The following is a 13,941-nucleotide window of genomic DNA, read 5'->3' as shown; positions in this document are numbered from 1 at the left end:
TTGAATGGATTAAGTGGTGAATAATAAACCGTGGATGGCGGTTGGTGTTTGTGTGAAAGCAAGAAAAGGCACTCGGTATCCCTCCGAGTGCCGCCACTTAATCCACAGTAAATAAAAGCATCCTGAATCAAGACACCATTTATGAACCATGTTTCGGTGGCAAAGGTACAAACTATTTCTTGTATCTCTTCACATTTCCTCGCTTTTCTGCTGTTTTGCGCTCTGCAAAGACGAATTTCGTGTTGAAATTCTCGTCAAAGGCAATGGCTGCGGAGAATGGTTTGCCTTGCTTGCTGGTGAAACCATTGAGCGTTCTGGTCTTGCCCTTGGTGAGCAAGTCGGTGATGTCGGCATCAGTGAGCAACTTTCCTGCTACCTGCTTGAACACTGGCATACCGCACTCCTTGTTGCTGCATCTTACTACCTTTCCGAAGAACTGCATGGTACCTTGCTTGCATTTAGGACACTGGCAGCCGGAATCCTTGTGGCTGAAAAGTCTGTCACAACCTAACAATTCCGCAGTGATTTCACGGGTATAGCCTTCGATACTATGGGTGAACCCGTCTGCACTTGCTTCACCTCGTTCAATCTTGGCAAGTTCCGCCTCCCATTTGCCCGTCATCTCCACATTGGCAATCGCCATGTTCTTCACCACGGAATGCAGGGCGAGTCCCTTTTCTGTCGGCACAAGTTTCTTCTGCTGGCGCACCATATACTCTCGTTTGAGCAGGGTTTCGATGATGGCGGCACGTGTGGCAGGTGTGCCAATACCGCTGTCCTTCATTGCCTGGCGCATCGTATCATCTTCTATCTCTTTGCCTGCGGTCTCCATTGCTGCAAGCAATGTGGATTCCGTATGCAATGGCTTTGGTTTGGTCTTGCCCTCCGTGATGGTGCAGCCAGAAAGAGTGATATGCTGTCCTTCTTGCCAGTTGGGAATGACTTGCTCCCTGACCTCATTGTCGGTTGCGTCTGCATCCTTGTCCTGCCTTTTGTTCTTTTCCTTGAGCGACAACGCTCGCCAGCCAGTCTGTCGGATGATGGAGCCACTGATGCCAAACTCAACTTCATGATCCACTTGCGCCGATACTGATGTGATGTCCTTGATGCAGTCTGCCGAGAACGCTTCAATCATCCGGCACAATATCATGTCATAAACGATCTTCTCGTCCTTGAAAAGACCAATGGCTGCATTTTCTGTGATGAGCAGGGCATGGTGATCGGTCACCTTGGCGGCATTCACGCTGTTCTTGCTGTAGTCCTCACTGCCAGGCAAGAGTTTCACTTTTTCTCCATATTCCGAATGATTCTCCAGATTCTTGAAGAGTTTGGGAAGGGTGGCAAATACATCATCCGAGATATAGCGGCTTGATGTTCTTGGATAGGTGATGAACTTTGCCTCGTAGAGTTTCTGGGCGATGGAGAGTGTATGCTCTGCCGTGAAGCCATGCTGGGAGTTGGCTTCTTTCTGCAAGGTGGTGAGGTCGTAAAGGAGCGGTGCCTTCTCCACCTTTCGCTTGGTTACTACCTTTGTGATGATGGTAGAACCGGTATCTTTCACCTTATTATATATATCGGTTGCGGTGCCTTTGTCTGTCCATCGGTTGGCAGATGTGAACTTCAGTATATTGCCACTGTCTGCATCAACCACACCGAAGTGTACCTGCCAGAACGGTTTCGACTCGAAACGCTTGTGTTCCCAATAGCGTTCGCACACCATGCCAAGGGTCGGAGTCTGCACACGACCTACGGAATAGGTGCCACGTCCTGCGGCTATCGTCAGGGCTTGTGTGCCGTTGATGCCGACGAGCCAGTCTGCCTCACTTCGTGCCTTGGCTGCATGATAGAGATTGTCATACTCCTTGCCATCCCTGAGGTTCAGAAGTCCCTCACGGATGGCGGTGTCCGTAAGCGAACTGATCCAGAGACGGTCGAAAGGTTTCTGGCAACCGAGATACACATAGAGGTATCGGAAAATCAACTCTCCCTCACGTCCGGCATCGGTTGCTACGATAATGCGCTCACTGCTGTCAAACAGCTTGCCGATAATTTTAATCTGGGCAAGCACACCTGCATCTGGTTTGTAGCCGTTCTCAGTCTTGACTTGTCGGGGAACAAGAACGAACGGGTCGGGAATCACAGGCAGATTCTCTGCATGGAATCCCTTCATACCGTAGGTTTCCGGCATGGCAGGCTGCACTAAATGTCCGAATGCCCATGTCACATAATAGCCATTGCCCTGCATATAGCCTTCCTCACGCTTGTCAGCTCCCACAATGTGGGCGATTTCCTTGGCTACGCTTGGTTTCTCTGCGATGATTGTCTTCATTGTCTGTTGTTTTTGTGACATCCGCAACCGTGGGATAGACGGCCGAAGATGTCGGTTGTTATGATGGATGATTAACTCTGTGGATCAAGTGGCGGCAACTACATCTTCACGCTTCTTGCCTTTCTCTTTGGCTTCTGTTCCTCTGCGTTCTGTTCCTTCTGCTGCTTTTCGTTCTTTGGCGCAGACTGTCCCGGACTCAGCGGATCCTTGGTGTGCTTGGTCGCCTCATGGGTCTTGCCCTGCTCGTTGACGGCGACTTGTACCTTGTTCTCATTGGTCGGAATCTGTTCCTTCGCCTGTTTGAGGTCTGGATTGTTGCGGTAGGAACGTGGCTGCATCTTGTCGAAGTCGAACTTTACGTAGGCGGTATAGGTACCGCTGCCGTTCTTGTTCGGCACTTCCTTGATCTCGATGGTCTTGCCTGCCACATAGTCGTCCTTCTGCTGCTCGGTCAGTTCCTTCTTGAAATAGGTGTTGAGTCGGCGGATGGTTCCGTCCTCATTGAGCCAGTGGTTGGGATCTTGCTGCTTCTTCTGACCGCCCGCATCACCTTCTGCCTTCTGCTCCTGCTTGTCAGCGGTTTGCTTCTTGTCTCCATTCTGTTTCTGACCTTGCGCCTGTCTTGTGCTGCCAGGCACGAACTCCACGCCACGCTGTTCCACATTCACCTGCAGCAGCGGTGTAAACTTGCGCCCGTTGGCAAGCTCAATCTCCTTGCGAAGCGGAATACCTGAGTAGAGCACTCTCTTATCGTCCTTGGTAATAGGTGTCTTGCCGATGGTATCGGGGATGCGCACCTTGTTGGTCGGGATGTCAACAATCTCATTGGTGAGACGGTCGATACTGATGAAATGAGGACGCAGCTCACCTGTATTCTTGTCGGGGAAATCCACTACCTTTCCGAGGTTGCCGTTCTGCAACAGGTTCTTCTTGTCCTCTGGAGTGAAGGTATAGCCTTTGTAAGCGACATCGAGTTTAGGCTCGTTGCGCACGAAATGCGGCACGAGTTGCAACTGGTCGTTATCGTCCTTGCGGAATGACAGACGGGCCTGTATCTCTATCTGTTCACCGCCGAAGGTCGGCTTCACAATCACAAGCCCTGTCTTGCCGTAGTTGAGCAGGGCTTTCATATCCTTCTCATTCATACTGTTGAAGTCTATGCCATATTTGGCACCAAGTTCCTGCAGGTTCACATCGTTACCACTAATGAGGTTCTGCTTTACACCCGGAGCGGTCTGTGCCTGCTGTTCGGTTGCGGTCTGTTCTGGTTTCTGTTCCATGTCGTTCTCTTTTTCGTTGGTTTGTTCAGATGGTACATTCTCTTTTTCTGTGTTAGCTTGCGTCTTGGACGCATCGTCCGATGATGCGGTTTCTTTCGCCTGACCTTCCGATTGCTTTGCCTCTTTCTCATAATTGGAGGTGTCAACCTTGTGGGCGGAAAGAATCTCCTTGTTAGCCTCCGGATCTTTCAGTAACTCCTTCATCACTCCAAGCAGGTTTCCCACCTGGTCTGCCGCTATGCGGTAGAATCCGAATCGGCTTGGCTCCTTGCACTGGCGGTAGAAGTTTCTAAAGAAACTGTCCATCAAGTCACTGTTGCGGTCAAAACGCAGGAAGTCGGACGTGTTCTCCGCCTTGGCGGGTGCTCGCTTCGGTGTGCCGTCTCTGCTGAGTCCGGCGACGACGCTGATCTCGCCCGTCTTCTCGTCACGGACTACCAGCACGTCCTGTTCATCACTCTTTTTCTTTTGTACCATAATTGTAAATGTTTAATGGTGAATACTTTTGTTATTTGAATTTTTGGTGAATGCGAGTCAAATAATGCTCCACATTCTCTTGATTGAAATCCTTCACGTTGTTCTTGATAAATTGCTTCACGTCTTCCTCCGTATAGTAGGTCTTCTGTCCCAGCCGCTTGTAGGGAAGCACTCCCAGACTGCGGTAGCGTTGCAGGGAACGGGGAGAGATTTGAAACAGAAGACAGAGATCCTGGTTGTCGAGCAATCTCTCGTTGATGCAAGAGCATCCCTTGTCCTCTCCGCTTCGCTCATGTCTCAACATCAGCATGTCATAGATGCCGTCAATCTTCTTGTGCAGGTCATGCAGATATAATTCCAATCGTCTCAATGTTCCATCTTCCATACTCATGTCTCCTTGGCAATGGTTCGTTCCTCAATCAATTTCTGTACAGCGTTGATGCTGTATCTGCATTGTCCGCGCACCATGAAGTACTCGATGCTGTTGGTAGAGCGCAAGCGCTGCAGGGTTCGCTTGCTTATCCCAAGTATTCTTGCTGCATCACTGCTTGTCAGCACAAGTTCCATACTTCTTCTTTTGGTATTTTCTCTCGCATTGGAATATATGAGAGCTACCAACTTTGCCACGTCGGCAATCTGTTCTGTCAGCATCTTAAAGGCTGAACTTTCCATTGTTATTACTTCCATTTTGATTCCGTTTTAAATGTTACAAACTTTGCTGTTTTGATTTCTCGGTGGCAAAATTAATCATTTGCGAAATATCCGTTTAACAACTCATTAATGACCCACGTATAATTTTCTTGATTTTTCTTGCCAAGCGGTCGGCAAACCCCAGAAAAGCACTGCCACAGTTATTCATTTTCATTGTTTTTCTACATACACACATTAACTTTGCACCCGAATTTGTTGAACCAATAAAACAGAGAATATGGAAGTAGTAACAATGGAAAAGAAGGCATTCGACTTGATGATGGCAAGATACGATGCCTTGGTAAAGAAAGTTGAGTTGCTGAAGCATAAGGCTAACGGCAAGCGTCTGAACAAATGGCTTACAGGTCATGAGGTCTGCCAGCAACTTCGCATCAGCCAGCGCACCTTACAAAAACTTCGTGACCGCCGTTTCTTGGGGCATACCCAGATAGGTCGCCAATTCTATTACTGCCCCGAAGAGGTCAAAGCCATCGTTCCGCTTATCGCCAGAATCAAATCGGTATAGCATAAGACCAAACTCGTCCAAGGCAAAGCCAAAAACTTTACCATGGGCGAGCCAACACATTTTATATTCACCACTTAATCCAAATTGTAAACAATGAACATGAACCAACTTCTTACGCATGAGAGCAAGTCGATAGACACCGCCATGCAATCCTTGAAGAAAGCCAACAACTGGCTATCCTCATTCATCGAGTCCTACAACCCACCTTTGGACGGGGAGCGATACCTCACCGACAAGGAACTCTCCGAGTTCCTGAAGCTTAGTCGCCGCACCTTGCAGGAATATCGCAAACAAGGCATCTTGCCCTACATTATATTATGTGGCAAAACCCTCTATCCGGAATCCGAGATACAAGCACTTCTCACTGGTAATTACCGCAAGCCGATAATCGACGGCACTGTTTCACAAGGGGAGGGTACTGCTTCATAATAGCGAAACAAAAATAGCGTACAGGGTACAACGACAAAAATCGTTCCCCCTGTACGCTATTATATTATAAAGGTGTAGGAATCTTATTAAAAGATGAGAAATTCTAACTTGCACCTCTTGGCATCGTTCCGTTCATCACAATAATCATCGGATACTCGTGTTTTACTTGCTCTGCTTGGCAATCCTTGCGGTTCACAACCTTACTTATAAACCATTGTCTGAACAACAAGGCTTGGTATGTATCCATTTGAAGTGCTATGGCGATAATCACTTCCATATCATAGACATGCGCAGAATATTCATTTTCAAGTTTGATGTATTGAGAATGCTGGAAGTCTTTCAGCACACTTTGTTTCCAAATGCGCTTGATGGTATTCTTCACTGCTGTCCCCGTTACATTCAACAGTTCGGCAATCTCCCAAACTGTCATCCACACCTCACCATGATGTGGGGCGTAGATGACCATATCTTCTTGTATTGTTATCACTTGTCGTTTCATACTCTGCCATTTATAGTGTTAGTATTGTCGTTGCAAACATTTCCAAACGTGAATTCCTCAATGTTATTAATCTGCTGAGACAACTTTTCCACGTCTTTGCTCAATTTTTCTTTGGTAATCTTGGCATACACCTGGGTTGTCTTTATGTTCTTGTGACCAAGCATTGAACTCACGGTTTCTATTGGAACTCCGTTGGAGAGGCAAACCGAGGTTGCGAACGAATGACGGGATAGGTGCCAGGACAGCGGCTTGGTGATGCCGCATCTCTTGCCCAGTCTTTTGAGCGAATCCATACAACTTTTGTAGTTGGGTACTGGAAATACCCTACCGTCTTCACACAATCCACGGTATTTTTCCATAATCTGCTTGGGATAGTCAAGCAACTTGATGTCGGCTTCAGTTCCCGTCTTCTGTCGATGGATTATTATCCACTCGCCATCGTCAAAGAACGTTTTGATGTTCTCTTCCTTCAGGTTATAAAGATCTATGAAGGCGAGACCAGTGAAACAACAGAACAGAAACAAATCACGTACCATGCTCATCTTCTTTCGGGTGATTGGTATTTCCATGAGCAAGCGAATCTCTTCTTTTGTCAAGAACTCCCTTGTCGTCTCTTCTTCCTTGTACTCATATCGTCTGAAAGGGTCTTTTACAAGCCACTCATTATCTATGGCGCGGAATACCATTGCACGGAGATTGCGGACAAACACCATCGCAGAGTTTATCTTCAAGTGCTTTTCGGTTCTGAGAAAAGTCTCGTAGTCCGTGATAAAAGGCAGCGACAACTCTTTCAAAGCAATATCCTTGACATGATAATGCGATTGCAAGAACTCACCGACATAGGCACATCCTATTCTGTATCTTGTGAATGAGCTCAAAGACTTTATGCCAGCCTTATATTGCTTTTCCATTTCATCACGGCTTTGGAAATAGACTTTCATCAGTGTATGGCAACGATACTCCAAACCAAGAAAGGCGTTCTTCACCTTGTCGGCAGTGACGAAGTTGTCCCTGTCCATAATCTCCTGATAATGCTTACTGATACTCACACGCATCTTGTCCAATTTGCGGTTCACTTCCAAAGCCTGCATACTCTTACCTATCATGCGTCCGCCCTTGGTATCCCACAAATCTGGATTGGCAGTTGTCTTGCAACTGAACTGCGCCTGTGTTCCGTCCACTGTGATACGTCCCATAACTGGAACTGTACCATCTTTCTTTACTACCTGTCTTTTGAGGTAGAAGATAATTGAAAATGTACTCTTCATAACGTCATTCATTTTTGCGTTCAAAATTAATACATGAAGAGTCTTTTCTTGCTACGCATTTCACGGCAGAACACGGCAAATTTGGTTCGTAACCAAAAATCTTACGTTACTCATCAGTAACTCACTATAAATCAGAGCGTTCAAATTCAATTCGTAACCTTCCTTATTCTTCCGAACCTCAACATTCACCATTTGGGGTATAGGTTACGGATAGGTAACGTTCCTCTGTCTCATCTTGTCGTATTCCCGTCTTCGTCTGTCCTCGCCACTTTTAACCAAAATGAGGAAAGTAACTGATAACCAGTAAACTTTCCTCATTCTTCTCTCAAACACTTTTTATATGTACTTTCCGGCAGGGAAACATACGTTTTCCTTGTGGGAAACATAGAAAACACCTGGAAGAATTCCTCACTCCTTCAAGGCGTTTTCCGCTTATCTGTTCCAGGGAGAGACACCCTCATACCCTACTTTTCATTTTTCAGTTCGTCATACAGAGAATAATACAAGTCTCTTAGCGAATCCAGATTCAAACCTTTGGAGAAACTATCTTCAAAAGCCATGCCGGAATAGAGATACCTGAATTGCAATGCCGTTTTATGCACATCGCAAGTCGGCTTGATTTCGCCGGATTCCTTTGCCTTTTGTAGGATGTCCTCCCAGATTTTTATGCTTGCACCAAACATCGCTTGAATCTTGATGTCTGCTTCCGGATAATATTTTAATGCTTGATACAACAGGTTGAAATAGCCTCTTTGCACATTGGGTATTCCCAATAAGCACATTTCGTCCATTCGTCTACTGGTATCTGCCAGAAACGCATCAATAAAACTTTTCAAGGTGTCCACGTCGTTCACTTCCGTAAAGCCCGGCTTGAACTCCAACACATACCTGTCGACCACAGCCTTGAACAGCGCTTCCTTGCTCTTATGTTTGAAAAAAATAGCTCCTCTGGTCAGACCTGTTTCTTCTTCAAGTTTAGCCGTCGACACACTCTCGTAATTATACATCAAGAACAATTTGAATGCGGGCCTTAAAATGCGGTCAATATCGTAATTCTTCATATCAGGACGTTTTTGCAAATATAATAATTATTATCAGGGCCATAAAATTTCACGTTTTTTTATCTGTGGGAAAAGCACAGGTAACGGTACACAGGTAACGGTCAGGGTCATCACACCACATCCAGAGGCCAGAGAGAGACAGCCGATTGAACCTGTGACAAGAAACAAACGATTTGCAAAACAATGTAGATGTGATTTTAAAAAACGCAAAATATGATGATTGTAATAATATCATCCATACATTTGCCACGAGATGATAACAGTACCGGAGACATCATCCAACCGTAAAACGGAATGTGTAACGCATAAATTAAAACGAAAGACAATGAAGAAAAAAGTAGTTTTGGCTTGCCTGCTGATGGCAAGCGTGTGCGGAGTGTACGCACAAAATGTGACATTGGCTCCCGAAGCGGGTATTTCTGCCGTACAGAGATACGGATGGGGACAGGAATGGAGACCTTCTGCGAAAATCGGGGTAGCCGCCGATTTCAATCTGACCCGCCATTTCGGCATTGAATCGGGCTTGTTTTACACTTTCAGGGGATATTCCATTTCCAACGGGGGAATCTACAGCAATGAAAACTCCACCTGGATAGAGAACGTGTCGCAGACAAGGCATTTCCTGCAGATACCAGTGATGGCCCAGTTCAGATGGAACCTGAACAAGGACACCAAACTGTTTTTCGGCGTGGGACCCTACGTGGCCTTCTGCCTGAAAAACAAGTTTGACAGCAATCCTTACTATCTAGAGGGAAGCCTCCCGGGAATGTATGAACAATATTATGACGGTTTTGTGTATGGGAAGGATGCCTGGGGAAATGACAATCTTTATCTTTACGATGAGTCCCGCCGCTTTGACTGGGGAGTATCTTCCAATATAGGCATCGAAATCCACCACTGGTATGCCAAGCTGCAATATGACCTCTCCTTGGGCAAAGAAGCCAAGAATGATGTGATTGGCGCCCACTATCACATGCTGACGCTTTCCGTGGGATATAAGTTTGGCTTATAATCATTTTTACTTTTAGCTGTATGATTGTTTTGCAGCCTGCAAATGTATGCTCAAAAGAAAAGCTACATGCTATATGCATTGTCTGTCTCGGCAGGATATGATTATAGATTGACAGAATGGATGGCCATTGGCATAAACTATATCGGCTATCCAGATTGGGCATAGTTTTGATTTTAAGCATTCGTGCAACATATCAGACGATGCCGCAAAGGGGATTGATTATGCACTGCTACTGCCTGAGATTTTGTGTAAATGGAAAAGATGGAATTCCTTTCGGAACTTCTTTCCATTTACACATTTTTTTATAGCACCTGAAGAAATCTCAGAATAAGTTCTCCGCTCCCGCCTGCACGTAGAAGTCCATCCGTATGAAAAGGATGAACGAGATGTGCAGTGTTGCAGGTACGACGGGTAATGCCCCGAAAAGGCCGGGCTACTCCAAATTCTCCGAAAGAGGCATCCTAAAGTACCTTCCCGTGGCACAATCATCCTAAATAATGTAAACTATACATGATTTTATGTAAAGTATGCTTGACTTTATGGAAAATATCATTAACTTTGAGACATCCTTATAAGCAGACAAACAAACCCCTATACCTAACTTTAAATTTTACAATTATGAAAGCGAATTTTTTGTTACCTCACAGCTGTATGAAGGTCGGACTTATTCTGCTAGTCCCTTTCTTGATTATGTTTTGTCTGGATATGGCGGGAGTTGCACCCGAAATCATCATTCCCATGCCTTGCCTGGCCAACAATGAATTGCTTGACGGCACGGTCTGGTTCACCCTGCTTCAGGGCGAGGACATCTTTATGGAGATTTGGATTCTCGGCCTTTTGGTGTGCTTGCTGTGCATTGCGCTGAGCAAAGAGAAAGTGGAAGATGAAATGATTCTGCAAATCCGACTCCAGTCCATGCTGTATGCCCTCTGGATTACGACCTTTTGCTTTGTACTGGAAACCCTGTTTCTTTTTGGCTTTGCCTATGCTTACAGTCTTTGGGCTACCCTGTATATCTTTCTGCTGTTCTTTATCTTGAAATTCCGTTACGAACTCTATCAACTTAAAAAGGCTGAAAAATGAAAAATACAATCAAAGTAGAACGGGCCATCAAAGATATGACCCAGCAGGAGCTGGCTGTGGCCATCGGAGTAAGCCGGCAAACCATCAATTCCATAGAGTCAGGGAAATATGTGCCTTCCACGGTCCTGGCGCTGAAGATTGCGGCTTACTTCGGCAAGACCGTAGACGAAATTTTCCAGCTGGAGGAGGGAGACTGAGCCTGCGGCTGGCTACTGTGTCCTGCTTCAATCTTGATTTGCATACGGCACAGATGAAGACTGTCTCATAATGGCAGACGCTTCGTAACAACCTCCATAAGAGGAAAAGTTCATCGCGCTTCTACCTTCACTTCCTGAATGTTCCGCAGCTCGTCACTGAAGTTGACGCCAATTCGGTAGACCGTGCGGCTGTCCTTGGCAAAAGGAGCGGCATAGCCTTTCTCCCGGATCTGTGCCAGTGCCTCGTCCGCGCTGCCGTTCAGCTTGAATTCCATGATGTACACGTAGTCCTGCGTCTGGAGTACCAGGTCAATCCGTCCGCGGCTCGTGTGGTATTCCACCTGCACGTAGAAGCCCATCAGCTTGAAGATGATGTACAGGATGTTCTGATAGTGCACCTCGCGGTCGCGGGCCAGCTCGTAGGGGATGTCGGCGAACATCGTCTTCAGGCGGTCGAAGAAATCGTCCACCTTGCCCGCCATCACTTCCTCCACGAAGCACTGAATCTGGTAGGGCGACTTGCTCACGCTCACCGACGCGTAGTTGGGCAGCAGGAACTTGAAGAAGCCCTGTTCCACTTCCCGGTTGGGGAAGCCCAGGGTGTAGTTCTCGAACATCTTGTTGTAGCCCTTGATGGTGAGGTATCCGCTCTGGTAGATGACCGGAATCGGGTCGGTGGAGGCCGTGTCAATGCTGTCCAGCACCGGCTGGCTGGTGACGATGTGTTCCAAATCCTCTATCGGATAATGGTGGAGCTTGAGCAGCTCGACGAGGTAGGTGGGCGTGCCTGTCTCAAACCAGTAGCTGCCGAAGCGCCGGTTGGCAAAGGTGTTCAGCAAGCTGAACGGATTGTACATGCCCACGGCATTTTCCGTAAAGTGATAGCCGTCGTAATTGGCTTTCAGTTCCGCACACGCTTGCTCGTAACTCATTCCCGTAGCCGTGGCCAGCTCGTGAATATCCTCCTCAAAGTAGGCATGCACTTCCTTCTCGCTGATACCGCAGATTTCCGCATACTGGTCAATCATGGAAATATCCCGCAGGTTGTTCAAATCGCTGAACACGCTGACCTTGCCGAACTTGGTCACTCCCGTCAGCAGGGCGAAGCGGATGCAGCCGTCCATGGACTTCAACGCCCCGTAGAACGCCTTCAGGGTGCTGCGGTACTCGTTCTGTAAGGCTTCGTTGCCGATGGCCTGCAGCATGGGCTTGTCGTATTCATCGATGAGAATCACCACCCGGCGGCCTGTCTGCTCGCATGCGCGGCGGATAACACCCTCAAAACGGGTCGCCACGGAATACTCGTCCGGGTTATAGCCATATTCCGCTTCCCATTGTTTCAGGGTCAGTTCCAGCTTGTTTTCCAGACTTGCCTCCGTGTCATACTTTTCCGTATTCAAATCCATGTGCAGCACCGGATACACTGTCCAGTCCTTCTCCAGTTTTTCCAGCGCCAGTCCCTTGAAAAGCTCCTTCTTCCCCTGCGCGTAGGCTTCGAGGGTGGACAACAGCAGACTCTTGCCGAAACGTCGCGGACGGCTCAGGAAATAGTAACTCCCTGTGTTAAACAACTCGTAAATCAAGGCAGTTTTATCGACATATTCGTAACCGCCCAAAATCACTTTCTCAAAGTTCTGCACTCCTACCGGATATAGCTTGCTCATAACCACTGGATTTTGATTCTACTGCGAATGTAGTAATTTTAGACGAACATTCAAACAAACGGAATACAGGAAACGGAAAAATCAGATGGACCATCACTTGTTTTCTGCAAGAACAATTTTTATCTTTGTATAGATTCAAAACTTGAACAATAAACATACACGAAATTATAAACGACATTTTTAAGATAATCCTTAATATTATACTCTTCATGATGGCTGCCTTTACCATCGTGAATGTATTTACGAGCAATGACACACTTGGAAGTATCTGCTATCGGTTATTGATAGCCATTCTATGTATCGCTACGATTTTCAGCAAGAAATACAGATATATTGGGCTTACCCTCATTTTATTATTGATGTTCATTGCCTGTCTTGTCACAAAATAATAATCGCCATGGGAACACTAGGATGCATCCACGACATGATGCGGAGGGACAAGGAAAACAGGGAACTCCGTCAACGCAGCCGGGAGCGTATGAAAGAAACGCGCCGGCGAATGGGCGAATGCCGCCACACGGAAATTCCTCCAACTCTTTCCGTGGAAAAACTGGAGAAGATAAAGAAACAAACACAGGAAAAAGAACAGGCCGACCGCAAACAGGCCTTCAGAATCACCCTGTATGTGGGGCTGATTACCTTGTTACTGCTCCTGCTTTTAGGAATCTTTTTCCAGTAATCCCCTGATTCACAGGCTCTACGAAAATAAATATCCACGGGCATTAGGAATATTACAAAGAGGTTACTAAATTTGCGCCACAATTTGTGTAATCGCATGAAGTTAATTTTGATAACAACCCCTACCTATTTCGTAGAGGAGGACAAGATAATCACCACTCTGTTTGACGAGGGACTGGACATTCTCCACCTGCGTAAGCCCGACACAGCGCCGGTTTATGCGGAACGTCTGCTCACCCTCATCCCCGAAAAATACCATAAACGTATCGTCGTACACGACCACTTCTACCTGAAGGAGGAGTACAAACTCAAGGGTATCCACCTGAGCCACCGCAACCCGATTGTCCCCGACAATTATTCGGGACACGTGAGCGCATCGTGCCATACCTTCGAAGAGGTCATCGCCGACAAGAAGATGTGTGATTACGTATTCCTCAGTCCGATATTCGACAGTATCTCCAAGGAAGGATACCATGCGGGATTCACGTCCGAAGAAATCCGTGAGGCGGCTGCCAAAGGAATCATCGACAAGCGGGTGATTGCCCTGGGAGGTGTGGACGAGGACAATATCCTCCAGGTAAAAGACTTCGGCTTCGGAGGAGCTGCCATCCTGGGCGGACTCTGGAACAAATTCAACCCGGCTTCCGATTACAATTATCAGGAACTTATCGCTCATTTCAGGAAATTGAAACGGCTGGCCGACTGAGCCGCCGATGAATTTTCTGCCGGAAACGTTTGTCCGGCTTAA

15 protein-coding genes are annotated in these 13,941 nt (G+C 46.9%); 7 read left to right on the top strand and 8 right to left on the bottom strand.

Annotation, left to right across the window (positions count from 1 at the left end):
* Nucleotides 1-172: 172 nt before the first annotated feature.
* From BQ7480_RS07065 to BQ7480_RS07050, 4 genes are all read right to left on the bottom strand, one after another.
* Entirely contained in the window at nucleotides 173-2,329 is a 2,157-nt protein-coding gene (locus BQ7480_RS07065; RefSeq protein ID WP_072542297.1) for a type IA DNA topoisomerase, read from the bottom strand.
* A gap of 98 nt (nucleotides 2,330-2,427) precedes the next feature.
* Nucleotides 2,428-4,086: a DUF3945 domain-containing protein gene (locus BQ7480_RS07060; protein WP_072542296.1), complete on the bottom strand. Its 1,659-nt coding sequence runs from the start codon at nucleotides 4,084-4,086 to the stop codon at nucleotides 2,428-2,430.
* A 31-nt stretch (nucleotides 4,087-4,117) separates the two neighbouring features.
* A complete protein-coding gene (locus tag BQ7480_RS07055; RefSeq protein ID WP_139247659.1) occupies nucleotides 4,118-4,396 on the bottom strand; it encodes a helix-turn-helix domain-containing protein in 279 nt (92 codons plus the stop codon).
* 77 nt (nucleotides 4,397-4,473) lie between these two features.
* Nucleotides 4,474-4,773, bottom strand: a complete 300-nt coding sequence (locus BQ7480_RS07050; RefSeq protein ID WP_072542294.1) for a helix-turn-helix domain-containing protein — start codon at nucleotides 4,771-4,773, stop codon at nucleotides 4,474-4,476.
* A gap of 241 nt (nucleotides 4,774-5,014) precedes the next feature.
* Between BQ7480_RS07050 and BQ7480_RS07045 the strand changes: the two genes are divergently transcribed.
* Both BQ7480_RS07045 and BQ7480_RS07040 read left to right on the top strand, forming a co-directional pair.
* Nucleotides 5,015-5,302 (top strand): helix-turn-helix domain-containing protein, encoded by a 288-nt coding sequence (locus tag BQ7480_RS07045; protein WP_071122342.1) that lies wholly within the window; start codon nucleotides 5,015-5,017, stop codon nucleotides 5,300-5,302.
* 93 nt (nucleotides 5,303-5,395) lie between these two features.
* Nucleotides 5,396-5,731: a helix-turn-helix domain-containing protein gene (locus tag BQ7480_RS07040; RefSeq protein WP_072542293.1), complete on the top strand. Its 336-nt coding sequence runs from the start codon at nucleotides 5,396-5,398 to the stop codon at nucleotides 5,729-5,731.
* A 103-nt stretch (nucleotides 5,732-5,834) separates the two neighbouring features.
* Here BQ7480_RS07040 and BQ7480_RS07035 read toward each other — a convergent pair whose 3' ends face one another.
* The 3 genes from BQ7480_RS07035 to BQ7480_RS07025 form a co-directional block, all read right to left on the bottom strand.
* On the bottom strand, nucleotides 5,835-6,230 hold the full coding sequence (locus BQ7480_RS07035; RefSeq protein WP_072542292.1) for a virulence RhuM family protein: 396 nt from the start codon (nucleotides 6,228-6,230) through the stop codon (nucleotides 5,835-5,837).
* The gene (locus BQ7480_RS07030; RefSeq protein WP_072543940.1) at nucleotides 6,227-7,498 is read right to left on the bottom strand and encodes a site-specific integrase; all 1,272 of its coding nucleotides are present in this window, start codon (nucleotides 7,496-7,498) and stop codon (nucleotides 6,227-6,229) included. The genes BQ7480_RS07035 and BQ7480_RS07030 overlap by 4 nt, the downstream gene beginning before the upstream one ends.
* Nucleotides 7,499-7,962: 464 nt before the next feature.
* Complete coding sequence (locus tag BQ7480_RS07025) at nucleotides 7,963-8,559, bottom strand: TetR/AcrR family transcriptional regulator (RefSeq protein ID WP_072542291.1); 597 nt, start codon at nucleotides 8,557-8,559, stop codon at nucleotides 7,963-7,965.
* Between the two features lie 325 nt (nucleotides 8,560-8,884).
* On the opposite strand from BQ7480_RS07025, the gene BQ7480_RS07020 reads away from it, so the two are divergent.
* The 3 genes from BQ7480_RS07020 (at nucleotide 8,885) to BQ7480_RS07010 (ending at nucleotide 10,851) form a co-directional block, all read left to right on the top strand.
* Complete coding sequence (locus tag BQ7480_RS07020; RefSeq protein WP_072542290.1) at nucleotides 8,885-9,571, top strand: porin family protein; 687 nt, start codon at nucleotides 8,885-8,887, stop codon at nucleotides 9,569-9,571.
* Between the two features lie 618 nt (nucleotides 9,572-10,189).
* A complete protein-coding gene (locus BQ7480_RS07015) occupies nucleotides 10,190-10,654 on the top strand; it encodes a hypothetical protein (RefSeq protein WP_139255736.1) in 465 nt (154 codons plus the stop codon).
* On the top strand, nucleotides 10,651-10,851 hold the full coding sequence (locus BQ7480_RS07010; protein ID WP_072542288.1) for a helix-turn-helix transcriptional regulator: 201 nt from the start codon (nucleotides 10,651-10,653) through the stop codon (nucleotides 10,849-10,851). The genes BQ7480_RS07015 and BQ7480_RS07010 overlap by 4 nt, the downstream gene beginning before the upstream one ends.
* A gap of 110 nt (nucleotides 10,852-10,961) precedes the next feature.
* Here BQ7480_RS07010 and BQ7480_RS07005 read toward each other — a convergent pair whose 3' ends face one another.
* Nucleotides 10,962-12,515, bottom strand: a complete 1,554-nt coding sequence (locus BQ7480_RS07005; protein ID WP_072542287.1) for an ATP-binding protein — start codon at nucleotides 12,513-12,515, stop codon at nucleotides 10,962-10,964.
* Between the two features lie 397 nt (nucleotides 12,516-12,912).
* Between BQ7480_RS07005 and BQ7480_RS06995 the strand changes: the two genes are divergently transcribed.
* Together BQ7480_RS06995 and BQ7480_RS06990 are read left to right on the top strand one after the other, a co-directional pair.
* On the top strand, nucleotides 12,913-13,194 hold the full coding sequence (locus tag BQ7480_RS06995) for a hypothetical protein (protein WP_072542285.1): 282 nt from the start codon (nucleotides 12,913-12,915) through the stop codon (nucleotides 13,192-13,194).
* 96 nt (nucleotides 13,195-13,290) lie between these two features.
* Complete coding sequence (locus BQ7480_RS06990) at nucleotides 13,291-13,899, top strand: thiamine phosphate synthase (RefSeq protein ID WP_022353720.1); 609 nt, start codon at nucleotides 13,291-13,293, stop codon at nucleotides 13,897-13,899.
* Nucleotides 13,900-13,941 lie beyond the last annotated feature (42 nt).

Source organism: Bacteroides mediterraneensis, from assembly GCF_900128455.1.
GTDB lineage: Bacteria > Bacteroidota > Bacteroidia > Bacteroidales > Bacteroidaceae > Phocaeicola > Phocaeicola mediterraneensis.
This window is presented reverse-complemented; position numbering and strand designations above follow the sequence as displayed.